22 protein-coding genes are annotated in these 24,273 nt (G+C 63.8%); 10 read left to right on the forward strand and 12 right to left on the reverse strand.

The window, feature by feature from the left end:
• Positions 1-147 precede the first annotated feature (147 nt).
• Positions 148-816 carry an alpha/beta hydrolase gene (locus ACWHXP_RS10665; RefSeq protein WP_489633885.1) on the forward strand — a complete coding sequence of 223 codons (669 nt, stop codon included), beginning with the start codon at positions 148-150 and terminating at the stop codon, positions 814-816.
• Positions 817-1,071: 255 nt separating this feature from the next.
• Here the strand turns inward: ACWHXP_RS10665 and ACWHXP_RS10670 are convergent, their stop codons facing one another.
• On the reverse strand, positions 1,072-2,091 hold the full coding sequence (locus tag ACWHXP_RS10670; RefSeq protein WP_489633884.1) for an alpha/beta hydrolase: 1,020 nt from the start codon (positions 2,089-2,091) through the stop codon (positions 1,072-1,074).
• A gap of 387 nt (positions 2,092-2,478) precedes the next feature.
• Positions 2,479-2,940, reverse strand: coding sequence for a MarR family winged helix-turn-helix transcriptional regulator (locus ACWHXP_RS10675; protein WP_039786512.1), 462 nt, complete (start codon positions 2,938-2,940; stop codon positions 2,479-2,481).
• A 428-nt stretch (positions 2,941-3,368) separates the two neighbouring features.
• Here ACWHXP_RS10675 and ACWHXP_RS10680 point away from each other — a divergent pair, with 428 nt between their 5' ends.
• The 8 genes from ACWHXP_RS10680 to ACWHXP_RS10715 all read left to right on the forward strand — a co-directional run bounded on the left by ACWHXP_RS10680 (position 3,369) and on the right by ACWHXP_RS10715 (position 12,166).
• On the forward strand, positions 3,369-4,868 hold the full coding sequence (locus ACWHXP_RS10680) for an ABC transporter substrate-binding protein (protein ID WP_489633883.1): 1,500 nt from the start codon (positions 3,369-3,371) through the stop codon (positions 4,866-4,868).
• Positions 4,869-4,873: 5 nt separating this feature from the next.
• Positions 4,874-5,830 carry an ABC transporter permease gene (locus tag ACWHXP_RS10685; RefSeq protein ID WP_034337542.1) on the forward strand — a complete coding sequence of 319 codons (957 nt, stop codon included), beginning with the start codon at positions 4,874-4,876 and terminating at the stop codon, positions 5,828-5,830.
• 37 nt (positions 5,831-5,867) lie between these two features.
• Positions 5,868-6,743: an ABC transporter permease gene (locus ACWHXP_RS10690; RefSeq protein ID WP_232729643.1), complete on the forward strand. Its 876-nt coding sequence runs from the start codon at positions 5,868-5,870 to the stop codon at positions 6,741-6,743.
• 9 nt (positions 6,744-6,752) lie between these two features.
• Positions 6,753-7,712 carry an ABC transporter ATP-binding protein gene (locus ACWHXP_RS10695; protein WP_489633882.1) on the forward strand — a complete coding sequence of 320 codons (960 nt, stop codon included), beginning with the start codon at positions 6,753-6,755 and terminating at the stop codon, positions 7,710-7,712.
• A 19-nt stretch (positions 7,713-7,731) separates the two neighbouring features.
• On the forward strand, positions 7,732-8,709 hold the full coding sequence (locus tag ACWHXP_RS10700; RefSeq protein WP_343741153.1) for an ABC transporter ATP-binding protein: 978 nt from the start codon (positions 7,732-7,734) through the stop codon (positions 8,707-8,709).
• Between the two features lie 52 nt (positions 8,710-8,761).
• A complete protein-coding gene (locus ACWHXP_RS10705) occupies positions 8,762-10,381 on the forward strand; it encodes a gamma-glutamyltransferase family protein (protein WP_489633881.1) in 1,620 nt (539 codons plus the stop codon).
• 12 nt (positions 10,382-10,393) lie between these two features.
• Entirely contained in the window at positions 10,394-11,188 is a 795-nt protein-coding gene (locus ACWHXP_RS10710; protein ID WP_489633880.1) for a GntR family transcriptional regulator, read from the forward strand.
• An 84-nt stretch (positions 11,189-11,272) separates the two neighbouring features.
• The gene (locus tag ACWHXP_RS10715) at positions 11,273-12,166 is read left to right on the forward strand and encodes a ketopantoate reductase family protein (protein ID WP_489633879.1); all 894 of its coding nucleotides are present in this window, start codon (positions 11,273-11,275) and stop codon (positions 12,164-12,166) included.
• Positions 12,167-12,178: 12 nt separating this feature from the next.
• Here the strand turns inward: ACWHXP_RS10715 and ACWHXP_RS10720 are convergent, their stop codons facing one another.
• From ACWHXP_RS10720 to ACWHXP_RS10765, 10 genes are all read right to left on the reverse strand, one after another.
• A complete protein-coding gene (locus ACWHXP_RS10720) occupies positions 12,179-12,649 on the reverse strand; it encodes an RES family NAD+ phosphorylase (protein ID WP_034337523.1) in 471 nt (156 codons plus the stop codon).
• The gene (locus ACWHXP_RS10725) at positions 12,646-13,113 is read right to left on the reverse strand and encodes a type II RES/Xre toxin-antitoxin system antitoxin (RefSeq protein WP_145602648.1); all 468 of its coding nucleotides are present in this window, start codon (positions 13,111-13,113) and stop codon (positions 12,646-12,648) included. Before ACWHXP_RS10725 ends, ACWHXP_RS10720 begins: the two co-directional genes overlap by 4 nt.
• A gap of 91 nt (positions 13,114-13,204) precedes the next feature.
• Positions 13,205-14,047, reverse strand: a complete 843-nt coding sequence (locus ACWHXP_RS10730) for a M55 family metallopeptidase (RefSeq protein WP_209580880.1) — start codon at positions 14,045-14,047, stop codon at positions 13,205-13,207.
• 25 nt (positions 14,048-14,072) lie between these two features.
• Positions 14,073-15,113 (reverse strand): DmpA family aminopeptidase, encoded by a 1,041-nt coding sequence (locus ACWHXP_RS10735; protein ID WP_489633878.1) that lies wholly within the window; start codon positions 15,111-15,113, stop codon positions 14,073-14,075.
• On the reverse strand, positions 15,113-16,057 hold the full coding sequence (gene gsiD / locus ACWHXP_RS10740; protein ID WP_034337513.1) for a glutathione ABC transporter permease GsiD: 945 nt from the start codon (positions 16,055-16,057) through the stop codon (positions 15,113-15,115). Before gsiD ends, ACWHXP_RS10735 begins: the two co-directional genes overlap by 1 nt.
• 8 nt (positions 16,058-16,065) lie before the next feature.
• Positions 16,066-16,986: a glutathione ABC transporter permease GsiC gene (gsiC, locus tag ACWHXP_RS10745; protein WP_039786532.1), complete on the reverse strand. Its 921-nt coding sequence runs from the start codon at positions 16,984-16,986 to the stop codon at positions 16,066-16,068.
• A 261-nt stretch (positions 16,987-17,247) separates the two neighbouring features.
• Entirely contained in the window at positions 17,248-18,792 is a 1,545-nt protein-coding gene (gene gsiB, locus ACWHXP_RS10750) for a glutathione ABC transporter substrate-binding protein GsiB (protein WP_371925456.1), read from the reverse strand.
• A gap of 135 nt (positions 18,793-18,927) precedes the next feature.
• A complete protein-coding gene (locus tag ACWHXP_RS10755) occupies positions 18,928-20,781 on the reverse strand; it encodes a dipeptide ABC transporter ATP-binding protein (protein WP_121039344.1) in 1,854 nt (617 codons plus the stop codon).
• Positions 20,782-20,806: 25 nt separating this feature from the next.
• Positions 20,807-21,793, reverse strand: a complete 987-nt coding sequence (locus tag ACWHXP_RS10760) for an isoaspartyl peptidase/L-asparaginase family protein (RefSeq protein ID WP_489633877.1) — start codon at positions 21,791-21,793, stop codon at positions 20,807-20,809.
• Positions 21,790-22,767 carry a MurR/RpiR family transcriptional regulator gene (locus tag ACWHXP_RS10765; RefSeq protein ID WP_121039338.1) on the reverse strand — a complete coding sequence of 326 codons (978 nt, stop codon included), beginning with the start codon at positions 22,765-22,767 and terminating at the stop codon, positions 21,790-21,792. The genes ACWHXP_RS10760 and ACWHXP_RS10765 overlap by 4 nt, the downstream gene beginning before the upstream one ends.
• Positions 22,768-23,185: 418 nt before the next feature.
• On the opposite strand from ACWHXP_RS10765, the gene ACWHXP_RS10770 reads away from it, so the two are divergent.
• Positions 23,186-24,121 carry a LysR family transcriptional regulator gene (locus ACWHXP_RS10770; RefSeq protein WP_039786540.1) on the forward strand — a complete coding sequence of 312 codons (936 nt, stop codon included), beginning with the start codon at positions 23,186-23,188 and terminating at the stop codon, positions 24,119-24,121.
• The last annotated feature ends 152 nt before the right edge of the window (positions 24,122-24,273 follow it).

A 24,273-nucleotide genomic window follows, 5' to 3' on the forward strand; every position in this document is an offset into this window, starting at 1 on the left:
CGGCGTTCATCGTATGATGTGAGCCCATTGCAGCACAGACGCTGCGCATGACCACGGGCAAGGCCGTATTGTGCTCCCGCGCCGGGACAGACACAAATGCCGCGCCCCGCCCTTTCATCCACCGACCGCAACAGGAACCGCACGCTTATGTCCGCTCCCCTCGAAACGATACAGATCGATACCGCCCCCAATCCCAATGCCTCCGTCATCTGGCTGCACGGCCTGGGAGCCGATGGTTCGGACTTCGTGCCCATCGTGCGCGAGCTGGACCTGTCGGGCTGCCCACCCATCCGTTTCATCTTCCCGACCGCGCCGACCATGCCGGTGACCATCAACGGCGGCTACGTGATGCGCGCCTGGTACGACATCTTCGCGCCCGACCTGGTCCGCCGTGAGGACGAACCCGGCCTGCGTGCCTCGCAGGCCGCCATTGAAGCGCTGATCGCACAAGAGCGTGCACGCGGCATCCCCTCCGAGCGCATCGTGCTGGCCGGTTTCTCGCAAGGCTGCGCCATGACCTTGCAGACCGGCCTGCGTCATCCGGAACGCCTGGCCGGCCTGATGTGCCTGTCCGGCTATCTGCCGCTGGCCGCCACCATCGAGGCCGAACGCCACGGTGCCAACCACGACACCCCCATCTTCATGGCCCACGGCACCATGGATCCGGTGGTGGTGCTGGAGCGCGCCGTCAAGTCGCGTGAACTGCTGACCCAGCTGGGCCACAAGGTCGAGTGGCACGACTATCCGATGCAGCACTCAGTGTGCGGCGAGGAGGTCGAGGATATCGGTGCCTGGCTCACACGCGTGCTGGCATAAAGATTGATTTGCAAAGGTACGCAAAATTGCGTTTGCGTTCCGCTACCCGTTCGTCCTGAGTAGCGGCGACTGCCGCGTATCGAAGGCGCTACGGCCTGTGCACCTTCGATACGGCCCGTGCGGGCCTACTCAGGACGAACGGTCGACACGTGCGCAGACGCGAAGAAACAAGGCCCCGGACGCTTGCATGCGCCCGGGGCCTTGACCATTTGGAGAACGGCTCGCTGCGGTTTCACCCGCAGGACCGCCTTGCAATCACTTCAGGCGGAACTTCAGTTCCTCGCCCGCCTGGCGCATCGCGGTCTGCACGGCAGGCACCTTGGCCAGTACGTTCAGCAGGCCGAAGTCGTGGATCATGCCGTTGTAGCGCACGCTGGTCACGGCCACGCCGGCGGCTTGCAGCTTGCGGCCATAGGCCTCGCCTTCATCACGCAGCACGTCGTTTTCGGCGGTCTGGATCAGCGTCGGCGGCAGGCCGGCCAGTTGCGCCGGGGTCGCATTCAAGGGCGAGGCGGTGATTTCCTTGCGCTTGGCGGCGTCGGTGGTGTAGCTGTCCCAGAACCACTTCATCATGTTCTTGGTGAGGAAGTAGCCATTGGCGAACTGGTTGTAGGAAGCCGTTTCGAAGTTGGCATCGGTCACCGGCCACAGCAGCACTTCCGAACGCAGGGCGGGGCCGCCCTTTTCCTTGGCCATCAGGGCCACGACCGCAGCCATGTTGCCACCGACGCTGTTGCCGGCCACGGCCAGGCGCTTGCCATCGACCTTGATTTCCTTGCCGTGCTCGGCCACCCACTTGGTGGCGGCATAGGCCTGGTTGATGGCCACGCCGTAGCCGGCTTCCGGCGACGGGGTGTAGTTCACGAACACGGCCACCGCACCGGAATTGGCCACCAGGTCACGCACCAGGCGTTCGTGGGTCGGGAAGTCGCCCAGCACCCAGCCGCCGCCGTGGAAGAACATGAAGGCCGGCAAGGTCTTGGTCACGCCTGCCGGACGCACGATGGTCAGCTTGATCTGCTGGCCGTCGACGGTGATGGTCTTTTCCGACACGTCTGCCTTGGGCAGATCCAGCTTCACGCTGGCTTGCGCACCCACCAGCACGGCGCGTGCATCCTGCGGCGAGAGCTGTTCCAGGGGCTTGCCACCGCCGGCCTCCAGCGCCTGCAAGAAGGATTGGGTGGTCGGTTCCACACCGGCATCACCGGCGGCATAGGCATTGCCAAAAACCAGGCCGATGGCGGCGACGGCGGCGAGTTGCTTGAACGAGGTCATGATCTTCTTCCTTTTCTCTAATCTCAGATGAGCGAATCGGTGGATTCACCGGGTAAGTGCTGCGAGGGAACTGCGTACTTGTTGCTGTGCTGCCTGGTACTGCGGTACTGCACCGGCCGTTCGTGGCCAGGAAAACTGTCGATACCACGATAAAACTAAAATCCTATTAAATAGCAAACTACTTAGTTGACGCTATTGGCTCTGCGTATAACGGTCGCTCGGAGGGCGGGACAATGCCGCCATTCCGTTCCGTCTGCCGATGCCGGTTATCTGGCATTGTTGCGAGCAATCCAGCAACTATATAAAGCACTATTTGATAGTACACTATATATTTGACTTTCAAAAAGGGACTTGGCCCGGTCGCCGCATCCCTTCAATCTGCCCTGCTCACTCGCCCGTATTCTTGTGCAAGCGCGCACGCAAGGCCATCAATTCTTCCTTCATCGCGGTCAGTTCCGCCGCCGTCGACTCGGTTGCCCGCAAGACTTCACGGGGCAGTTCCACCGCCTGTTCGCGCAGCTTGTCACCTTCTGCGGTGAGCGAGATGACCACCTGCCGTTCATCGCTGGCCGCGCGTTCCCGGGTCACCAGGCCCTGCGCTTCCATGCGCTTGAGCAGCGGGGTCAGCGTCGCTGAATCCAGCACCAGGCGTTCACCGATATCGGACACCGTCAGCTGGTCCTGCTCCCACAACACCATCAGCACCAGATACTGCGAATAGGTGATGCCCATGTTGCGCAACAGCTTGCGATAGAGCTTGCTCATCGACAGCGAAGTCGAGTACAGCGCAAAACACAACTGGGCATCCAGCAGCGGGGCCGACTTGCGTTTGTCTGTTTTCGAATTCATGCAGCGCAGTTTAGCGAGGCCAAAATTAAATAGCAAGCGATTTAATCAAAATATTTACGCTTGGCCGTCGCCACTTCGCCACGCCCCTTCCTCGGGCGGACTGAGCCCCGATTGCGCACCATCGCGAAGCAGGCCTGCACTGGCACGATGGACTGATGCGCAACCTTGCACGCCATTTCCCTCGTCGCAGCCATCCGGCGGGAGGCCCGCCCCGCCTGCATTCCCGGCTACTGATACAAGCTTGCCGACTGGCGCGAAGCTGACACCATGGCATGCTTCCTGCATGTCTTCTTCGTTGTATACATTGACGTATCCGTGCTTGCCTTCACCCTGTCCATCGCCTAAGCTGGCCCGATGGCCGTGGCAGGCGGGCTTGCCGCCCAAGCCGGTTGCGCTCGATCCGTGATGACTTCTGAAAGGAAAAACGAATGAACCCGCGTGTCTCCCGTTTCCTGCTGTCCGCGATGTCCTCGGCCGTGCTGGCCGCCTGTACCCTGCCCGCCTGGGCGGTGACGCTGAACATCTCGCTGGACGCCGACCCCGGCAAGCTCGACCCCACGCAGTCCTCCATGCTCAACGAGCGCATCGTCTACCAGAGCATCTTCGACAAGCTGGTGGACCTGGACGGCGAGGGCAAGATCATCCCCATGCTCGCCGAGCGCTGGACCGTGTCCGAGGATCAGAAAACCTACACGCTGTATCTGCGCAAGGGCGTCAAATTCCAGGACGGCACGCCCTTCGATGCCAAGGCGGTGGAATTCAACCTGCTGCGCGGCCAGGAGAAGACCTCCCTGCGCCGCAATGAACTGAAATACGTCAGCAAGATCACGGTGGTGGATGAGCACACCATCAAGCTGGACCTGTCGACGCCCTTCGCGCCCTTCCTCTCCATCCTCACTGATCGCGCCGGCATGATGTCGTCACCGGCCGCCGTGAAGAAATACGGAGAAGACTACGTCAACCATCCGGTCGGTACCGGCCCCTTCGTCTACGAAGGCCGCCTGAAGGGTGCCACCATCACGCTCAAGAAGAACCCCGAGTACTGGCGCGCCGGCCTGCCCAAGGTGGATGAAGTGGTCTACAAGATCATGCCGGACGTCAATGTAGCCTTCAACAACCTGCGCAGCGGCCAGGTCGACATCAGCAACCGCTTCCCCTACAAGGAAATCACCAACGTCCCGGCCAACGCCAGCTACACGGTGCTCAACAAGCCGTCGCTGGGCTTCCGCGGCTTCTACATGAACACCGGCAAGCCGCCCTTCGACAAGAAGGAAGTGCGCGAAGCCGTGGACATCCTGATCGACCGCAACGCCATCGCCAAGGTGGTCTACAACAACGCGGTGGCCGCCGGCCATTCGCCCTTCTCCAAGGCGCAGTTTGCCAATGGCCCCAGCGACGTGCCGCCCAAGGTCGACGTGGCCCGCGCCAAGGCCCTGCTCAAGGCCGCCGGCAAGGAAGGCGGCTTCAGCTTCAAGCTGACCCTGCCGACCACGCCCGATGAATTGCAGGTCGGCCAGATGATCCAGGGCATGCTGCGCCCGGCCGGCATCACCGTCACGCTGGAGAAGACCGAACTGGCCACCCAGATCGAGGCCGGCAAGACCGGCAACTTCGAAGGCCTGTTCGTGGGCTGGAGCGGCCGTCCCGATCCGGACCAGAACATCTATGACTTCGTCACCACCAACGGCTCGCTGAACTATTCGCACTTCGGCGCCAAGGAAGTGGACGACCTGCTGCAGCAGGCCCGCGTGGAAGGCGACCAGGCCAAGCGCAAGGCGCTCTATGACCAGGCCATGGCGATCCTGGTCAAGGAAGTGCCCTACGTCTACACCGTGCATGACAACGTGCTGTTCGGTATCGCCAAGTCAGTCAAGGGCTTCCAGTACGTGCCCGATGGCGTGATCCGCACTGCGACCGTGTCCAAGTAAGTCCCATGGCCACGACGATCAAGCTGCCCAAGCTGGCCCGGCGCCTGCTGCTGTCGGTCCCTACCCTGCTGCTGGTGAGCATGGTGGTGTTTTCCCTGCTGGCAGTGCTGCCGGGGGACCCGGTGGCCGCCATCCTCGGCATGGAAGCCACGCCGGAAGCGGCCGCCGCCCTGCGCCTGAAACTGGGGCTGGATGATCCGCTGCTGGTGCAGTACGGGCGCTGGCTGTGGGCCGTACTGCATGGCGACCTGGGCCGCTCCTTCATCGACAACACCCCGGTGGCCGATGCCTTGTGGCAGCGCCTGCCGGTGACCATCGAACTGGCCATCGGCAGCTTCCTGGTGGCGGTCGTCATTGCGGTGCCGGCCGGCATCCTCTCGGCGGCGCGACCGCGTGGCTGGGCCAATGCCATCGGCACCCTGATTGCGCTGTTCGGCATGTCGGTACCGCACTTCTGGCTGGGCATGCTGTTCATCATCCTGTTTGCAGTGAAGCTGGGCTGGCTGCCGGCCTCGGGTTTCGTGCCGCTGTCGGTGGACTGGCACGCCAACCTGATCGCCATGATCATGCCCATGGTCGTGACCGGCCTGCGTGAATCGGCCATCCTCATGCGCATGGTGCGCAGCAGTTTGCTGGAAGTGCTCAACGAGGATTACATCCGCACCGCCTTCTCCAAGGGCCTGCGCGACTGGCAGGTGGTGCTGGGCCATGCGCTGCGCAATGCCATGATCCCGGTGGTCACGGCCAGCGGCCTGATGGTCTCGGGCATGCTGGGCGGACTGGTCATCACCGAAAGCATCTTCGGCATTCCCGGCATGGGCAAGATGATCGTCGACGCCATCTTCCAGCGCGACTACGTGACTGTACAGGCCGGTGTACTGGCCGCCACCGTCATGGTGGTCATCGTCAACCTGTGCGTGGACCTGCTCTACAGCGTGATCGATCCGCGCATCGCCCGCTGAAGTCTGCCCAACGCCTCCAACCATGACGTCTCCCGACATGAACCCTCCCTCCCCTGCGCAGGCCCTGCCTGCGCTGCCCCGCTGGCGTACCCTGCGCCGCTTCAGCCGCAACCGTCTGGCGGTGATCGGTGCGGTGATCATCACTGTACTGGTACTGTTGGCCATCACTGCACCGGTACTGGCCCGGTACGATCCCATCTTTGACCAGGACTACGGGAACCTGCTGTCTGGTCCCAGCGCCGAGCACTGGCTCGGTACGGATGACCTGGGCCGCGACATCTATACCCGCATGCTGTACGGTTCGCGCATCTCGCTGCAGGCCGCGCTGATCTCGGTCGGGCTGGCCTTTTCACTGGGCGTGCCCATCGGCATCGTCAGCGGCTACTATCGTGGCGCGGTCGATGCCATCGTCATGCGCGTGGTCGATGCGCTGCAGGCCTTTCCTTCGCTGATCCTGGCGCTGGCCCTGGCCGCCGCGCTGGGGGGCGGTTTCTACAATGCCATGGTGGCCGTCGGCATCGGCTTCACCTCGTCCTTCGTGCGGCTGGCACGCGGGCAGGCCATGACCATCCGCAACCTCGACTACGTCATGGCCGCGCGCTCCATCGGCGCCGGGCACCTGCGCATCATGTGGCGCTACATCCTCCCCAATTCGCTGGCGCCCCTGGTGATCCAGGCCACCTTTGCCATGGGCACGGCCATCATCGCCGAAGCCGGGCTGTCCTATCTCGGCCTGGGGGCCAAGCCGGAAGACCCGAGCTGGGGGTCCATGCTGCACATCGCCCAAGGCTACCTGAACACCACGCCGATGCTGGCCATGTGGCCGGGCCTGGCAATCTTCCTGGTGGTGCTGGGTTTCAACCTGCTGGGCGATGGCATCCGCGAAGTGTTCGATCCCAAACTGAGCCGCTGAGGAACCGCCATGCTCACCATCGACAATCTCAAGATCGAATTCCTCAGTCACGGCCGCCGCGTTGCGCCCGTCGATGGCGTTTCCTTCTCACTGGGGCAGGACGAAACCGTGGGCCTGCTGGGTGAATCCGGCTGCGGCAAGAGCGTCACCGCCCTGTCCATCCTGCGCCTGTTCCCCATGGCCAGCCAGGCCAGGCTGTCGGGTGCGATCCGTTTTGGCGAGCGCGACCTGCTGCAGGCCGATGACGCCACCCTGCGCAGCATCCGCGGCAAGGAGATCGCCATGATCTTTCAGGAACCGATGACCTCGCTCAACCCGCTGCATCGCATCGGCGAGCAATTGGGTGAGATGCTGCGCATCCACACCGCCCTGCCGCGCCAGGAGATCGATGCCAAGGTCGTCGCCATGCTGGAACGCGTGGGTCTCTCGCGCGCGGCGCAACTGGTGGACGAATATCCGCACAGCCTCTCCGGCGGCATGCGCCAGCGCGTCATGATCGCCATGGCGCTGCTGTGCCAGCCGCGCCTGCTGATCTGCGATGAACCGACGACCGCGCTGGACGTGACCATCCAGGCGCAGATCCTCGACCTGATGCGCGACCTCAAGCGCGAGCAGAAGACCTCCATCCTCATGATCACCCACGACTTGGGCGTAGTGGCCGAGATGTGCCAGCGCGTGGTGGTGATGTATGCCGGTCAGGTGGTGGAGCAGAGCAGCGTGGAAGATCTTTTCGACCGCCCCGCCCATCCTTATACGCATGCACTGATGCGCGCACGACCGGCGCTGGATGCTAAGCCCGGTGCGCCCCTGACCGCCATCCCTGGCAGCGTGCCGCCGCCCGGCACCGTCACGCAAGGCTGCCGCTTCGCCGCTCGTTGCGCGCGCGCCCAGGACATCTGCCGCCAGGAGATGCCGGCATTGGAAAACCTGGGTGATGGCCACAGCGTGCGCTGCTGGTATCCGCATTGAAGGTATAGAAGGCCCGATCATGACGACACTTCCTCCCCTGCTCGAAGTCCACGGACTGAAAAAATATTTCGCTTCCGGCAGCAGCACCGTCAAGGCCGTTGACGATGTCTCCTTCAGCCTGGCGGAAGGCCAGACCCTGGGCCTGGTCGGTGAATCCGGCTGCGGCAAGTCCACCACCGGGCGCAGCGTGCTGCGCCTGATCGAACCCAGCGAAGGCAGCGTGCGCTTCATGGGCCAGGAACTGACCCTGCTGCCCGAGGGCCAGCTGCGGGCCATGCGCCGTCACATGCAGATGGTGTTCCAGGATCCGTATGCCTCGCTGAACCCGCGCATGACCATCGGCGAAGTGCTGGAAGAACCTTTGATCGTGCACAAGCTGCACGATCGCGCCACCCGCAAGCGCAAGGTGGCCGAGGCACTCGACATGGTCGGGCTCAACCCGGCCTACGCAGCGCGCCATCCGCATGAATTCTCCGGTGGCCAGCGCCAGCGCGTGGGCATCGCACGCGCCATCATCACGCGGCCCAAGCTGGTGGTGGCCGATGAAGCCGTGTCGGCGCTCGATGTCTCGATCCAGGCGCAGATCCTCAACCTCCTGCGCGAGCTGCAGCAGGAGCTGGGGTTGACCTATCTTTTCGTCTCGCACGACCTGGCCGTGATCCGCCATGTCAGCGACAGCATCGGCGTGATGTATCTCGGACGCATGGTGGAATCGGGCACATGTGAAGAGGTCTACACCCGGCCGCGCCATCCCTACACGCAGGCGTTGCTGTCAGCCATTCCACGTGAACATCCGCGCCAACAGCGCGAGCGCATCATCCTGCAGGGCAGCATCCCCAACCCGGCCGCCCCGCCCTCGGGCTGTCACTTCCACCCGCGCTGCCCGTCCTGCATGGAGGTGTGCAAGACCGAAGCGCCGCCTGCGGTCAAGGTCAGCGCCACCCATACCGTAGCCTGCCACCTGAGCCGGCCCGAGCTGACGCTGCGCCCCACGTAATACGCAAGCCACCCGATAAAATACGCCCCTGAACCAAGAACGAGAGACCGCCATGCCCGCCTTCCCCGACTTCAGCAGCAATCACTATCCCTACTTCTCCCGCCGCAGCGCCGTCTATGCCCGGCGCGGCATGGTGGCGACCTCGCAACCGCTGGCCGCGCAGGCCGGGCTGGAAGTCCTGCAGCGCGGCGGCAATGCCATCGATGCGGCCATCGCAGCCGCTGCCGCCTTGACGGTGGTGGAACCGACCGCCAACGGCATCGGTGGCGATGCCTTCGCGCTGGTCTGGCATGGCGGCAAGCTGCATGGCCTGAACGCCAGCGGCCCGGCGCCGCAATCGATTTCTGCCGACAAGCTCACCAGCGCCGGCCTGAAGGACGTGCCCAAGTACGGTGCCCTGCCCGTGACCGTGCCCGGCACGCCCAGTGCCTGGGCCGCCATGGCCAAGCGCTTCGGCAAGCTGGCGCTGACTGATTCCATGGCCGGTGCCATCACCCTGGCGCGCGAGGGCTTCCCGGTCTCCCCGATGGTGGCGCATGCCTGGCAGGTGGCGCAGCAGAACTTCAGGCGCGAGTTCAAGGAGCCGCATTTCCAATCGTGGTTCGATACCTTCTGCATCGATGGCCAGGCACCGCAAGCCGGCCAGCTGTGGCGCTCGGCGGGCCATGCTGCCACCCTGCAGGCGATTGCCGAAGACAATGCCGAGGGCTTTTATCGCGGTGCCCTCGCGGAAAAGATTGCCGCCTTCCTGCAGCAGGCCGGCGGCTACATGCAGGCCTCCGACCTGGCCGCATTCCAGCCGGAATGGGTGGACCCCATCGGCGTGAATTATCGCGGATATGACGTTTGGGAAATCCCGCCCAATGGCCACGGCATGGTGGCCCTGATGGCGCTGAATCTGCTGAAGGCTTACGACTTCTCCGAACGCGACACGCTGGCGACCTACCACCGCCAGATCGAAGCCATCAAGCTGGCCTACGCCGATGGCCTGACGCATATCGCCGATCCCGCGCACATGAAAGTGACAGTGGAGCAATTGCTCTCGGACGCCTATGCCGATGAACGCCGCAAGCTGATCGGCCCGCGCGCCACGCTGCCGGTGGCAGGCGACCCTTCGCGCGGCGGCACCGTGTACCTGTGCACGGCAGATGCCGAGGGCAACATGGTGTCCTTCATCCAGAGCAACTACATGGGCTTTGGCTCGGGTCTGGTGGTACCGGGCACCGGCATTGCGCTCCACAATCGCGGCAACAATTTCACGCTGGAAGCCGGGCATCCCAATGTGCTGGCACCGGGCAAGCGTCCGTATCACACCATCATCCCCGGCTTCATGACGCGCAATGGCCAGGCGGTCGGCCCCTTCGGCGTGATGGGCGGTTTCATGCAGCCGCAGGGGCACGTGCAGATGGTGATGAACACGGTCGACTTCGGCCTCAACCCGCAGGCCGCGCTGGATGCGCCGCGCTGGGAATGGGAGAAAGGAAACAAGGTCAGCATCGAACACAGCACGGCCGAACATCTCTTCCGTGGCTTGGGCGGGCTGGGTCATGAAGTGGCGTGGTCGGGCAACCAGCTGGGCTTCGGCCGCGGCCAGATCATCTGGCGCAATGATGAAGGCGTGCTGTGCGGCGGCACCGAACCGCGTACCGATGGCAGCGTGGCCGCCTGGTAAAGAAAGCCCATCGTGAAAAGCCTGGCTGCTCCCGCCCCCGCCGCTGACGCCGACGCGCTCGCCCCTGATCTCGAGGGCGAAGACGCGCTGGTGCGCAATGGCTCCCTGCCCGAATATGTCTACGCGCAATTACGGCAGGACATTTTCGACATGCGCCTCTTGCCCGGCGACCAGATCACCGAAACCGAAATCGCGGCGTATTTCAAGGTCTCGCGCACGCCGGTGCGACAGGCGCTGCAACGCCTGCAGAACGATGGCCTGATGCAGGGCTATGTACGCGGTGGCTGGGAGGTGGTGCCGATCGACTTCAAGCGTTTTTCCGATCTCTATGAAATGCGCAAGCTCATCGAGACGCACGCGGTGCGCCGCCTGTGCGCCCAGGGTGCAGACCAGTCCGTGCTGGCCGGCCTGCGCGCCACCTGGTGCGTGGCCGCCGAGGCACGCGAACCGGATGGACCCAAGGCGGCCCTGCTCGATGAAGTCTTCCACCAGACGCTGGTGCGCGCGGCCGGCAACCAGGAGATGGCAGAGTCGTTCGACCGTCTCACCGACCGCATCCGCATCGTGCGGCGCCTGGATTTCCTATATGGCGATTGCCTGCACTCGACCTACGAGGAACATGCCGCCATCCTCGACAGCATCGCCGCCGGCGACGCCGAGGGCGCGATGCGCCTGATGGGCGAGCACATCGATGGCAGCCACGCGGAGGTCAACCAGATCACCTTGCATCGGCTGCACAGTGCGCGGGCCACGGCGACCACCAAGCCGCCGGCTTATGTGTCGGTGCGGGTGCGGCGGTCGTTCTGACCGATGCTGACCATGCACTGAAAGCCTGGCGCTGCTGTGTTAGGCTTCCCGCCTGACTTCAATTTGCCAAGCGGGGAGACGCACATGAAAGTTGCCGTGATGGGCGCAGGTGCCGTGGGATGTTATTTCGCCGGGATGCTGGCGCGGGCGGGACACGAAGTGGTCCTGGTGGGCCGGCCGCAGCACGTGGAGGCATTCAACACCAAGGGCCTGCGGCTGGAAGCAAAAACTTTCGATGAGACCCTCCCCGTCAAGGCCAGCACCGATCCCGCCATCGCGGCGGGTGCCGATCTGGTGCTCTTCTGCGTCAAATCCCCCGATACCGAAACGGCTGGCGCGCAACTGCGGCCGCACCTCGCCCCTGATACGCTGGTGCTGACCCTGCAGAACGGCACTGACAATGCCGAGCGCCTGCGCACGGTGATCCCGCAGCCGGTCTCGGCGGCGGTAGTCTACGTGGCCACCGAGATGGCCGGACCCGGCCACGTCAAGCACCACGGCCGTGGCGAGCTGGTGATCGAACCGGCCGCACGCAGCCAGCAGGCGGCCGAAGCCCTGATTGCGGCGGGCGTGCCGACCGAGATTTCCGAGAACGTGCGCGGCGCCCTGTGGTTGAAACTCATCATCAACTGCGCCTACAACGCGCTTTCCGCCATCACCCAGCTGCCCTACGGCAAGCTGGTCGAAGGCGTGGGCGTGCCGGAAGTGATGGGTTACCTGGTGAGCGAATGCAAGGCCGTGGCCGCCGCCGAGGGCGTGACCCTGGCCGGGGATGTGGACGTGGCCATCCGCAAGATCATCGAGACCATGCCCACGCAATTCTCTTCTACCGCGCAGGATGTGGCGCGCGGCAAGCCCAGCGAAATCGATCACCTCAACGGCTACATCGTGCGGCGGGGACAGGCGCATGGCATTGCAACGCCGGTCAACCTGACCGTGCATGCGCTGGTCAAGCTGATCGAGAGCAAGGCGCGCTGAACGTAAAACAGTTCAACCGAAGAGCCGGGCGTCAAAGCGGAACAGCTTCTTTTCCAGCACCTTGACGCTGGCCATCTGCGCATGCAGCGGATTGAGCAAGAGATTGAAATCGGTCGGGCTCACCACCGATGGCACTTTCATCACCAGTTGCTTGCCCTGTTCGATCCAGTGCTGGCCGATGGCGGCGGTGCTGGCCGGATCGCGCGCGATGTCGGACCAGTCAGGCGGCAGGCCAGGCACATAGGCCTTGCGCACGTCGGCGTCAGGTATCTCCAGCACGATGAGAAAGTAGTTGGCGCGCGGCATCAGCCCGGCCATGTGCACGAGCGACTCCAGCAAGGCCGTCGAAGCGCTGCAGCAGGTGTAGAGCACGCGCAAGCCACGCGGATTCCAGCGGCCGCCGCTGAGCGCCGCGCCATTGCCGGACAAGTCATCGGCCGCATAATGCCCAGGCTTGTCCTTGGCCAGGCGATATACCTTCAAGCGGCCACCCCGAAGGCGATGCGCGCCAGGATGTCGCGCACCCGGTCATAACCCGGCTGGGTATCGAGCACTTCCAGCGGGGTCAATCCCCCCAGCGCCGCATTGCCGCGGCGCATCCACTGCGCCGCCAGATCCTCATCCTCGAACACATCGGCCGCCTGCTCGCGGATGTAGAGCACGCGGGCGATGCGGTCGGACTCGGAACCGGACAGCCGTTCCTTGCGGGAAATCTTGCGCAGGATGGTGGAACTGGGCAGCCCCAATCCGGACAGCAAGGTCTGCAAGGGAATCTGCAACAGTTCCCTGGCGACGCGCTCGGCAATGATGGCGTCCATACCATCGCGGATGGTGCGGCCCTGGCTGATCGGGTCCATGCGGGCAAACCGCTCGAAGTCGCGCGGTTTGGCACCCAATCCGGGGGAACGCTTGCTGGCGGTGGCGTCGACCGTGGCACGTGTTGCCATGTTGAACCTCTCATTTGGTCAGATGCAGACTCTCATCTTAGAAGCTTCCCAAATGAGCGTCAATCTCCCATCAAATGAGAGTTTCCTGCCATCAGCGCAACATGGCCGACATCGCCGACAAACTGTTGAGCACCCGCACCGCATATTCCGCCGTGGGCGCATCGAATTCGACGGTGACGTTGTCGGTACGTTCAAGAATCGGCAACTGGCTGAAGAGATCAGTCAGCGCCACCGTCTGCGCCTGCAGGCGGCAACGCAGCGGGCCGCGCATAGGAAGCACCGGCATGGCCGCCGGGTTGGCCACCAGCGCGGTGACCGCCTGGCGGGCGCGTTCTTCGAGCAGCACGCAGGACTGCTGGGGCGTGAGCGAATCGCCGCTGTTGGCACCATAGGCCTTCTTGGTCTCGGCGAAGATCGCATGCGGGAACAGCGGTTGATTCTCTTCGATGAAGGCATCATCGCCGCTGCCGAAGATCACCGGCACGCCATGTTCGGCCGCCAGTGCGCCATACAGCCCGGCCTCGCCCAGTTCCTGCCCGCCGAGCCACACGCGGGCGAAGGCAAAGCTGTTGGTGGTGTGCGCCAGGATGCCGCGTCCTTGCGCGCGCGAGTGGTAGCCCACCAGCATGACCGCATCGATATCGTGATCCACGCCGCCCATCATGCCCAGCACGCGCGGCTTGCCCAGCACCATGCGCGCCTCGGGGTGCAGCAGGTCCGGCAGCAGGTTGCGGAAGCCGCCATGCGAATCGTTGACCTTGATGGCCGTCGCACCAGCCGCCAGTGCGCCACGGATGACGGCATTGGCCTCCTCGGTCATCCAGCGCCGGGCGCGTTCATATTCGCCGTTGCCGGCGCGGGTCTGCTCGGTATGGAAGACCCCGGCCACGCCTTCGATGTCGACGGAAACCAGGATGTTGGCACGCTTGTTCATGAGGCGGTCTTTCAGGGGAAGCAATTCAGGAAGCCAGGCGCTCGCGCAGGCTCACACGGACATGGCCATCACGTCCGTGCACGGTCTCGGCCGCAAACAGCGCATGCACGATGGCTTGTTCGACGCAATCAGCGGCCGCATGGAACAGCGGGTCCAGCAGATGATCGGCCAGCAGCGCCAGGTGCAGGCAATCGGCCTCGGCCTCGATGGTCTGGGCCGTGGAGAAGGCCAGCGCGATATCACCGCTGCCATGGCCGTAGGCCGATCCGGTGCGCGCCAGTCCGGCCCCGGCACGCGTGGCCAGGCGCTTCAGCTGCCGCGCATCCAGCGGCGCATCGGTGGCCAGGATCATGATGATGGAGCCCTTCTCGGGCGCGGTAACGGGTGTCTCGCTGGCCGCCAGTCGCGCGCCCAGCGGATCGCCCGCCAGGATCAATTCGGGCAGTCGCCCGAAGTTGGAGAGGACCAGCGCGCCGACGGTATAGGACTGCTCCGACGAATCCAAGGCAGCCACGCGCGAAGCGGTACCGATACCGCCTTTCAAACCAAAGCTGGACATGCCCCGTCCCGCCCCAACCGCGCCTTGCAGAACCTCGACCGACAAGGCTGCCATCGCTGCTTCAAAATGCTCGGGCTGCACGGCCATGGCCTGCAAGTCGTTGAGATAGCCGTCATTGCATTCCAGCACCAGCCCGTTGACCGTCGGCAGGCTGCGTCCGCATTCCGGATTGCCGCGCACCGTGTGGGCGATCTGCGCATTGAGCAGCGTCCCCACGGCAAAGGTGTTGGAGAGCGCGATGGGCGTTTCCAGCAAACCCAGTTCTTCCAATTGCACCAGCCCCGCACTCTTGCCGAAACCATTGATGACGGCCGCCGCCGCCGGCAGCTTGTGCATGAAGAGATTGCCGCCATGCGGCGCAATCACGGTCACGCCGGTCTGCACCGCACCGGCATCCAGGGTGCAGTGACCAACGCGCACACCCTCGACATCGGTGATGCTGTTGCGCGCACCGGCGGGCAAGCGGCCAATATGTGGCGCCTGCGGCGGCACCTGCAGGTTCATCATCAGCGCTGGTCGATCTTGGGATCGAGCGCGTCGCGCAAGCCGTCGCCCAGCAGGTTGAAGGCCAGCACGGTCAGGAAGATCGCGATGCTGGGCACCAGCGCCACGTGCGGCGAGGTGACCATGTCGGCGCGGGCTTCGTTCAGCATCAGGCCCCACTCGGGTGTGGGCGATTGCGCGCCCAGGCCGAGGAAGGACAGGCCGGCCGCCGTGATGATGGAGGTGCCGATGCGCATGGTGAAATACACCACGATGGCCGAGATGGTGCCAGGGAAGATGTGCTTCCACATGATGGTGGTGTCGGATGCACCGATGCTGCGGGTGGCCTCGATGTAGGTCAGGTTTTTCAGCTGCAGCGTATTGCCGCGCACCAGGCGAGCAAAGGCCGGGATACTGAACACCGACACCGAGATGATGACGTTGATCATGCCGCCGCCCAGGATGGCGACGATGCCGATGGCCAGCAGAATGCCGGGGAAGGCGAAGAGCACATCGCAGATGCGCATGACGATGCGGTCCCACCAGCCTTCATAGTAGCCGGCCAGCAGGCCGAAGACGGTACCGATCACGGCACCGATGGCCACCGAGAAGAAGCCCGAGGCCAGCGAGATGCGTGCCCCCATCAGGATGCGGCTGAAGATGTCGCGGCCCAGCGAATCGACGCCGAACCAGTGGGTCCAGGTCGGCGGCGAATTGAGGGCGTCGTAGTCGAAGAAGTTTTCGGCATCGAAGGGCACGATCCAGGGCGCCAGGATGGCAATCAGAATCAGCAGCAGGATGAACACGCCCGCATAGACGGCCAGGCGCTGCTTCTTGAACTTGCGCCAGAACTCGCGCCACGGGGTGCGGATCTTCTGGCCGGAGGCGGCGACTGCAGCCGGATCGGGCGGCGGCAGCGGCGCGCCGGTTTCGGAGGTAGTGGCCAGAGGCGAATTGGAGAGCGACATGATTCCCCTCACTTGAAGCGAATGCTGGGGTTGATCACGGCATAAAGCACGTCCACCACCAGGTTGATGAAAATGAATTCCAGCGAGAACAGCAGGATCTCGGCCTGGATGATGGGGTAGTCACGCATCTCGACGGCATCGACCAGCAGGCGTCCCATGCCCGGCCAGTTGAACACCACCTCGACCAGGATGGAGCCGCCCAGCAGGAAGCCGAACTGCAGGCCCATCATCGTCACCACCGGAATGAGCGCATTGCGCAGGCAGTGCTTGATGACCACCACGGTCTCGGTCAGGCCCTTGGCGCGGGCTGTCCGCACGAAGTCCTCTTGCAGGATTTCGATGAAGGAAGAACGGGTAAAGCGCGCCATCACGGCGGCCACCGCCGCGCCCAGCGTCAGCGAAGGCAGGATGTAGTGGCGCCAGGTCTCGTCGCCGACCGTGGGCAGCCAGCCCAGTTCGACCGAGAAGACCTGCATGAGCAGGATGCCCAGCGAGAACGCCGGGAAGGAAATGCCGGAGACGGCCAGCGTCATGCCCAGGCGATCCGGCCACTTGTTGCGCCACACGGCAGAGGAGATGCCGATGATGAGACCGAACAGCACCGCCCAGATCATGGCCACGATGGTCAGCCACAGCGTGGGCCAGAAGCGCGCGGCGATCTCTTCGGAGACCGGGCGCTTGCTGCGGATGGAGCGTCCAAAGTCGCCGTGGGCGGCATTGATGAAGAAGTTGACGAACTGCTCCGGCAGCGGCTTGTCAAGGCCGAGGTCGGCGCGCACCAGGGCGACCGTCTTTTCATCGGCTTCGGGACCGGCGGCCAGGCGTGCCGGGTCGCCCGGCAACAAGTGCACGAACAGGAAAACCAGCACCGCCACCAGCAACAGCGTGGGAATGAGGCCTAACAGGCGTTTGATGACATAGGAAAACATGGGACTCTCTGAATAAGGCTGCCCGTCGCTGGTGTGTCCACACCCTGCGGTGGAGTCGCTCCCTGCGCTGCCGGCTTGCATGGCAACGCATCGTGAATCTGTGGGGGAGGATGGCCAGCCACCCTCCCCGCTTCATTGCTGCTCTTTTCTGCTCGTTACGACGATGCAGAGAACCTGCCCAGTGCTGCAAAACTGCATGAGGCGGTCTCACAGCACTGCATTTTTGCATCGGCCCGCAAGGGCCGAAAACACGGCGCTTGCTTACTTGGTGAACTCGATGTTCTCAAATTCGTAAGCCTGGTCCGGCATGATGTAGATGCCCTTGAGGTTCTTGGCACGGGCATACAGCAGCTTTTCGGTGACCAGGAAGGCCCACGGTGCATCCTTCCAGACTTCCTGCTGCGCGTCCTTGTACAGCGCTTCCTTTTCCTTGCGGTCGGAGACGGTCAGGGCCTTGGCGATGTCGGCATCGACCTTGTCGCTCTTGTAGTAAGCGGTGTTGAACAGACGCGGCGGGAAGGATTCCGATGCCAGCAGCGGACGCAGGCCCCAGTCGGCTTCACCGGTCGAGGACGACCAGCCCACGTAGAACAGGCGGATCGGGGCAGTGGCGGGATCCTGCCAGCTTTCCACACGCTCCACGCGCTGGCCGGCTTCCAGGGCCTGGATCTTGGCCTTGATGCCCACTTGCGCCAGCTGCTGCTGCAGGAACTGGATCACCTTCATGGCGGTGGTATGGGTGTAGGCCGACCACAGTTCGGTCTCGAAGCCGTTCGGATATCCGGCTTCGGCCAGCAGGGCCTTGGCCTTCTTCACGTCATAGGGCCACGGGCCGGTCTTGAAGGCGTAATCCACGCCCTGCGGCAGCACGCCATCCATCGGGGTGGCATAGCCATTGAACGCGACCTTGGCCAAGGCATCCTTGTTGATGGCGTAGTTGATCGCTTCGCGCACCTTCGGGTTGTCGAACGGCTTTTGCTTGACGTTCATCGACATGTAGCGCTGGATGATGGAGGGACCGGCGATCACGTCCAGGTTGCCCTTGCTCTTGAGCAGGTCAGCCTGTTCGTAGGGCAGCGGATAGGTGAACTGGGCTTCGCCGGTCTGCAGCATGGCCGAGCGCGAGTTGTTGTCCACCACCGGCTTCCACAGGATCTCGTCGACCTTGGGGTAGCCCTGCTTCCAGTAACCGTCGAACTTGGCCACCTTCACGTAGTCGGTCTGCTTCCACTCCACGAACTTGAAGGGACCGGTACCGACCGGGTGGAAGGCGATGTCCTTGTTGCCGTACTGCTTCAGCGCAGCCGGGGAGATCATCGCGGCCGACGGGTGCGCCAGCACGTTGATGAAGGCCGAGAACGGTTCCTTCAGCACGACCTTGACGGTGTAGTCGTTGAGCACTTCGGTCTTGGCGATGCGGTTGAAGAGGTTGTAGCGCTTCAACTTGTTGTCCGGGTTGGTCACGCGGTCGAAGACGGCCTTCACGGCGTCGGCCTTGAAGACGGTACCGTCATGGAACTTCACGCCTTGCTTGAGGCGAATGGTGTATTCCAGGCCATCCTTGCTCACCAGGTAGCCTTCGGCCAGCACCGGGATCAGCTTCATGTCCTTGTCGAAGCCATAGAGGCCCTGGTAGAAGGACTTCATCACCGACAGCGACAGCGTATCGTTGGCGTCATACGGGTCCATCGTGGTGAAGGTCGACGCTACGGCCACGGTAGCAGTCTTGGCGGCGAAGGCATTGGCCGCGCCGAACTGCAGGGCGGCGCCCAGGGTACCCAGGGCCAGCCATTTGGCGGCGCTCATTGCTTTGTTTTTTGCGGATGCGGACATTGGTCTCTCCTGATCAGTGACGCTTGAGTGGTTACAGCTTGATTGAGATTACTGCGCTGACTGCATTTACCAAATTACAGATACGACTGGGGAACATCACGCCCGCGCTCAAAAAGCGCCGGCAATACGGTGCTGGGCCACGAAGTGCCCCGGAGCCACTTCCCGCAGCGGCTCCACCTTGGGCTCATCGCCCACCAGCCGGATCGGGCTGGGAATTTCATCGGTCATCAGTTTCTTGCCCGGCTGGCGCAGGGTCGGATCGGCCACCGGCACGGCCGCCATCAGCTTGCGCGTGTACGGGTGCTGGGGATTTTCGAAGATGGCGCGGCGCGGTCCGATCTCCACGATCTGGCCCAGGTACATCACCGCCACCCGATGGCTGATGCGCTCCACCACCGCCATGTCGTGCGAGATGAAGATGAAGGAGATGCCCAACTCGGCCTGCAGGTCCAGCATCAGGTTGACGATCTGGGCCTGGATCGACACGTCCAGTGCCGACACCGATTCATCAGCAATGACGATCTTGGGATTCAACGCCAGGGCGCGGGCGATGCAGATGCGCTGGCGCTGGCCACCGGAAAATTCATGCGGATAGCGCTGGCCATGCTCGGGCGTCAGGCCCACGCGGGTCAGCAGCGCATCCACGCGTTCCTGCGCCCCCTCCTTCAGGCCGTGCACCAGCATCGGCTCCATGATGGAGTAGCCGACGGTCATGCGCGGATCGAGCGACGCGAAGGGATCCTGGAAAATGAACTGGATGTCGCGGCGCAGCTCGCGCAATTCCGAACGCGGCAATTGCGCCAGGTCGCGGCCGCCGAACTCGACCTTGCCGCCGGCGATGTCGACCAGGCGCAGCAGCGAGCGCCCGGTGGTGGACTTGCCGCAACCGGATTCGCCGACGATGGCCAGGGTCTCGCCGGAATAGAGATCGAAGCTCACCTTCTCGACCGCATGCACGCGCTGCTTGACGCGGCCGAAGATGCCGCTCTTCACGTCGAAGCGTGTCGTCAGGTCGCGCACCTTGAGGATGGGCTGGCGCTGCGCGGCAATCTCCGCCTGGGCCTGCAGTTCGCTGGCGATCAGGTCGGGACGCACCTCGGCCTGCGGCGCGATGCCAAAGCGCAGCGGCTTGTCGGTGCCGCGCATGGAGCCCAGGCGCGGCACGGCCGCCAGCAGGGATTGCGTATAAGGATGCGCGGGCGCGGCAAAGAGTTGCTTGACTTCGTTCTCTTCCACCTTCTCGCCCCGGCACATCACCACCACGCGGTCGGCCACTTCGGCCACCACGCCCATGTCGTGGGTGATGAAGATCACGCCCATCTGCATCTCCTGCTGCAGCGAGCGGATCAGTTGCAGGATCTGGGCCTGGATGGTCACATCCAGTGCCGTAGTCGGTTCGTCGGCAATGAGCAGCGAGGGCTTGCAGGACAAGGCCATGGCGATCATCACGCGCTGGCGCATGCCACCGGAGAGCTGGTGCGGATGGCGGCCCAGTACGCGCTTCGCTTCAGGAATGCGCACCATCTCCAGCATGCGCAGCGCCTCGGCCTGGGCGGCGGCGCGGCTCATGCCCTGGTGCAGGCGGATCGATTCGGCAATCTGCTCGCCGACGGTGAAGACCGGATTGAGCGAGGTCATCGGCTCCTGGAAGATCATGGCGATCTCCGCGCCCCGGATGCTGCGCATGGTGGCGTTGTCAGCCTGCGCCAGGTCCAGCGACTGGCCGCTGCGGCGCAGGAACTGCATGCTGCCGCTGGCGATCTTGCCACCGCCGTGTTCGATCAGGCGCATGATGGCAAGCGACGACACCGACTTGCCCGAGCCCGATTCACCGACGATGGCCAGGGTCTCGCCCTGGTTGACGTGGAAGGACAGGTCGCGCACCGCATCGACCGTCCGTTCGGAGGTGGCAAAGCGGACATTGAGCTGACGGACATCCAGCACGCGTTGGGACTGTTGCATCTTGATTCTCTCCTGCTCGGCCGCTTCAGGCCGGTGCTGCGTAAATGGCGGTGACCGGGGCCAGTTCGCCACAGCCCCAGGCGCGATACATGCCTTCGGTATTGAAGGGCAAGGCCAGGTTGCCGTGGCGGTCGATGGCGATGACGCCACCGCGTCCGCCCACCTTGGGCAGGGTCTCGAAGACCACGGCGCGGCTGGCTTCTTCCAGCGACTGGCCGGCATAGGCCATGCGCGCGCCGATGTCGTAGCAGGCGGCGGTGCGCATGAAGGCTTCGCCGGTGCCGGTGGCCGACACGGCCACGGTGGCGTTGTTGGCATAGCAGCCGGCGCCGATGATGGGCGAATCGCCTACGCGGCCAGGCTGCTTGTTGGTGATGCCGCCGGTCGAGGTGGCCGCAGCGAGGTTGCCGAACTGGTCCAGTGCGACGGCACCGACGGTGCCGAACTTGTTGTCCGGATCGATGGGTTCCTTGGGCTCGGCGGCTTTCTCCGCGAAGGCGAAGGAAGAGGCATCGTGGTCCAGCATCGCGCGCGACTGGCCGCGTACGCGCTGCCATTGTTCGTGGCGGGCATCGGTATGGAAGTAAGCGGGCTCGACCGTGACCGCACCGTGGCGCGCGGCGAAGGCTTCGGCGGCAGGGCCGACCAGCAGCACGTGTTCACTCTTTTCCATCACCGTGCGCGCGGCCAGGATGGGATTGCGCAGCTTGGTCACACAGGCCACCGCACCGGAGGCGAGATCGGCCCCATTCATGACACAGGCGTCCAGCTCATGCTTGCCTTCGCTGGTGTAGACGGCACCATGGCCGGCATTGAAGAGCGGGCAGTCTTCCAGCAGGCGCACGGCTTCGGTGACGGCTTCCAGTGCCGAGCCGCCGGCATTGAGCACGGCCTGGGCGGCGGCGACGATGTCGGACAGCGCCTGGTGATAGCGAGCCTCGTCCTCGGCCGAAAGCGAAGCGCGCGTGATGGTGCCTGCGCCGCCGTGGATGGCAATTACCGGAGTGGTCATGCGTTGGTCTTTCCTTTGGTTGGGGCGCGCTTGGCGGCCGCCCGCGCGGGCTTGCCGACCGGCGTGGTGCCGGCGCGCTGTTGCTGCTGGGCCAGGTACAGCCAAGGCAGCACGAATTCAGCCATTTGCGTGGCGGCCTGCACCGAGCGGCGTGCGCGATGCGCCACGGCATCGCACAGGGCCTGGATCAGGATCAGTGCGGCCGCATCGGAAGTGGGCGCGAGACGGCCATCAGTCTGGGCATACAAGGCGACATCGGCCAGCGGCACCAGCGGCGATCCCGGGGTATCGGTGAGTGCAATCACACGTGCGCCCTTCTCCACTGCACGCTGGGTGAGCCAGACGGTGTCAGCCGCATAGCGCGGGAAAACCATCGCAATCACCAGGTCATCGCTGTCGAGCTTGAAGAACTGGCGTGCCGCCTGCGAGGGGCCGCCTGCCATGGCCACCGAACTGACGGTGCGCACATAGGGTTCCAGCGTGTGGGCCATCAGGCCGGAGAGATAGGCCGAGGCACCGAAGCCGGTGATGAAGATGCGCTGCGCCGAGAGGATCATGTCGACCGCCTGCTCGCAGTGTTCCGGCGTGAGCATGCGGCGCGTGGCCTCGATGTTGGCGATGTCGCTATCGAAGGCGGCGGCCATGATCTCGGCGCTGGTGGCGGTGCGCTGCACCTGCTCGCGCAGTTTTTCCACGGGCGCCAGGGTGGTCGCGAAATCCGAGACCAGCGCAGCACGGAACGAGGCATAACCGTCGAAGCCCAGCGCATGGGCGAAGCGGTTGGCGGTGGCCACCGAAATGCCGGCCGCTTCCGACAGTTCGTCGATGGTCATGGTGGCGGCGCGGAAGGGGTTGCCCAGCACGTAGTCCGCGGTCTTGCGGTGCGACTTGGACAATTGCGGATACAGCTTGCCCACGGCCTGTGCTACCGCACCGGCTCCCTGCAAACTGATGTTCTTCGGCTGTTGTGTCACCGCCCGCTACCCCGTCGTCATTGAATTCACTGCCCCCTGCAAAAAAACGCAAAAAAAATAAATCGTTTAAATCATTTATTTCATTTGCAGAGCGCCCTGCCACCACTGTTCTTGCAATGTTCTTGTGCTGTTGCGCCCGCTGATGCGGGCGTATTTATCATCGCGCAGGACTTGTCATTTGCATCCGTCCCGCCGAAAAAAATGTAAATATATTTTCATTTTCGCGGCGAGTAAAGAAAAAATACTTTCAAAAACCGAATATCCTTATAACGCACCAGAAGCACGCGATAGCCCGCATGAAATGCACCAGATGTGCGCCAGATGAACGAAGATTCATTGCGCAGTGCACCAAAAATGACGGCCTGGATCACGACCTGAAGGCGATAAAATACGCCCCTTCACTCCGCCCTGCCCGCTCATGAATATCCGCTTCCTAGAAACCTTCGTCTGGCTGGCCCGCTTGCGCAATTTCCGGCTCACGGCCGAGCGGCTGCACACCACGCAGGCGGCTGTCTCCAGCCGCATCGCTTCGCTCGAACAGGATTTCGGCGTGCGCCTGTTCGACCGCAGCGCGCGCGAGGTGGCGCTGACCGCCGATGGCAGCAAGGCGCTGGTGTATGCCGAGCGCATGGTCAAGCTCATGCGCGAGATGAAGGACGACATGTCCGACCGCGAAGTGTTTGCCGGCGTCATTCGCATCGGGGTGATCGAATCCATCGTGCACAGCTGGTTTCCGGATTTTCTCGGACGCCTTCACAAGGCCTTTCCGCGCCTGCAGATCGAGATCGTCAGCGACACCACCATCCACCTGCACGAGCAGTTCAGCAAGAGCAACCTGGACCTGGTGCTGCAGGCCGAACCGGTGATCGGGCCGCAGGTCAGCAATATCGCGCTGTGCGAATTCCCCATGCGCTGGGTCGGCAGCCCCAAGCTCGACATCGGCAGCGAGACGCTGTCGCTGGCGGACCTGGCGGCCTTCCCCATCATCAGCTTCGCCCGCAATTCGGGGCCGCATGCAGTCATCGAGCGCTTGTTCTCGGGCAGCGAGCGGGGTGAGCGCACATTGCACATCAACTGCATCGCCTCGGTGGCCACCATGATCCGGCTGGCCACGGATGGCTTCGGCATCACGGCGGTGCCGCCGGCCATCATCCAGCGCGAACTCAACGAAGAGAGCCTGCACCTGCTGCGCGTGGATACCGAGTTCCCGGCACTGGCACTGATCGCCTGCTTCCGCTCGGACCATGAGAATCCGCTGACCGAAACCGTGGCGCGCATCGCGCAGGAAACGGCGTCCGACTTCGCACTCAATTGGGGCCAGGAGATCGCGCGGCTGCCCGCCCCGCTCGGCTGAGATAGCCCGCCCTCCCGCCTGCACGCTGCCCGGCGCGCCGATGCGCGGGCACGCATGAACAGCACCATCCTGAAGCAAACAGCGCCCTGCTTTTGCTCATAAGATTTTTCAATCAAGGCCGTTCAGATTTTCTTGTTGGACAGCGCCCGCCC

The sequence above is a fragment of the Herbaspirillum sp. Her2 genome (genome assembly GCF_057961375.1).

Bases quoted from the DNA above. Each gene is read 5' to 3' on its own strand.
- ACWHXP_RS10665 (WP_489633885.1), top strand. From the start codon at position 148: ATGTCCGCTCCCCTCGAAACGATACAGATCGATACCGCCCCCAATCCC.
- ACWHXP_RS10670 (WP_489633884.1), bottom strand. From the start codon at position 2,091: ATGACCTCGTTCAAGCAACTCGCCGCCGTCGCCGCCATCGGCCTGGTT.
- ACWHXP_RS10675 (WP_039786512.1), bottom strand. From the start codon at position 2,940: ATGAATTCGAAAACAGACAAACGCAAGTCGGCCCCGCTGCTGGATGCC.
- ACWHXP_RS10680 (WP_489633883.1), top strand. From the start codon at position 3,369: ATGAACCCGCGTGTCTCCCGTTTCCTGCTGTCCGCGATGTCCTCGGCC.
- ACWHXP_RS10685 (WP_034337542.1), top strand. From the start codon at position 4,874: ATGGCCACGACGATCAAGCTGCCCAAGCTGGCCCGGCGCCTGCTGCTG.
- ACWHXP_RS10690 (WP_232729643.1), top strand. From the start codon at position 5,868: ATGAACCCTCCCTCCCCTGCGCAGGCCCTGCCTGCGCTGCCCCGCTGG.
- ACWHXP_RS10695 (WP_489633882.1), top strand. From the start codon at position 6,753: ATGCTCACCATCGACAATCTCAAGATCGAATTCCTCAGTCACGGCCGC.
- ACWHXP_RS10700 (WP_343741153.1), top strand. From the start codon at position 7,732: ATGACGACACTTCCTCCCCTGCTCGAAGTCCACGGACTGAAAAAATAT.
- ACWHXP_RS10705 (WP_489633881.1), top strand. From the start codon at position 8,762: ATGCCCGCCTTCCCCGACTTCAGCAGCAATCACTATCCCTACTTCTCC.
- ACWHXP_RS10715 (WP_489633879.1), top strand. From the start codon at position 11,273: ATGAAAGTTGCCGTGATGGGCGCAGGTGCCGTGGGATGTTATTTCGCC.
- ACWHXP_RS10725 (WP_145602648.1), bottom strand. From the start codon at position 13,113: ATGGCAACACGTGCCACGGTCGACGCCACCGCCAGCAAGCGTTCCCCC.
- ACWHXP_RS10730 (WP_209580880.1), bottom strand. From the start codon at position 14,047: ATGAACAAGCGTGCCAACATCCTGGTTTCCGTCGACATCGAAGGCGTG.
- ACWHXP_RS10735 (WP_489633878.1), bottom strand. From the start codon at position 15,113: ATGATGAACCTGCAGGTGCCGCCGCAGGCGCCACATATTGGCCGCTTG.
- gsiD (WP_034337513.1), bottom strand. From the start codon at position 16,057: ATGTCGCTCTCCAATTCGCCTCTGGCCACTACCTCCGAAACCGGCGCG.
- gsiC (WP_039786532.1), bottom strand. From the start codon at position 16,986: ATGTTTTCCTATGTCATCAAACGCCTGTTAGGCCTCATTCCCACGCTG.
- gsiB (WP_371925456.1), bottom strand. From the start codon at position 18,792: ATGAGCGCCGCCAAATGGCTGGCCCTGGGTACCCTGGGCGCCGCCCTG.
- ACWHXP_RS10755 (WP_121039344.1), bottom strand. From the start codon at position 20,781: ATGCAACAGTCCCAACGCGTGCTGGATGTCCGTCAGCTCAATGTCCGC.
- ACWHXP_RS10760 (WP_489633877.1), bottom strand. From the start codon at position 21,793: ATGACCACTCCGGTAATTGCCATCCACGGCGGCGCAGGCACCATCACG.
- ACWHXP_RS10770 (WP_039786540.1), top strand. From the start codon at position 23,186: ATGAATATCCGCTTCCTAGAAACCTTCGTCTGGCTGGCCCGCTTGCGC.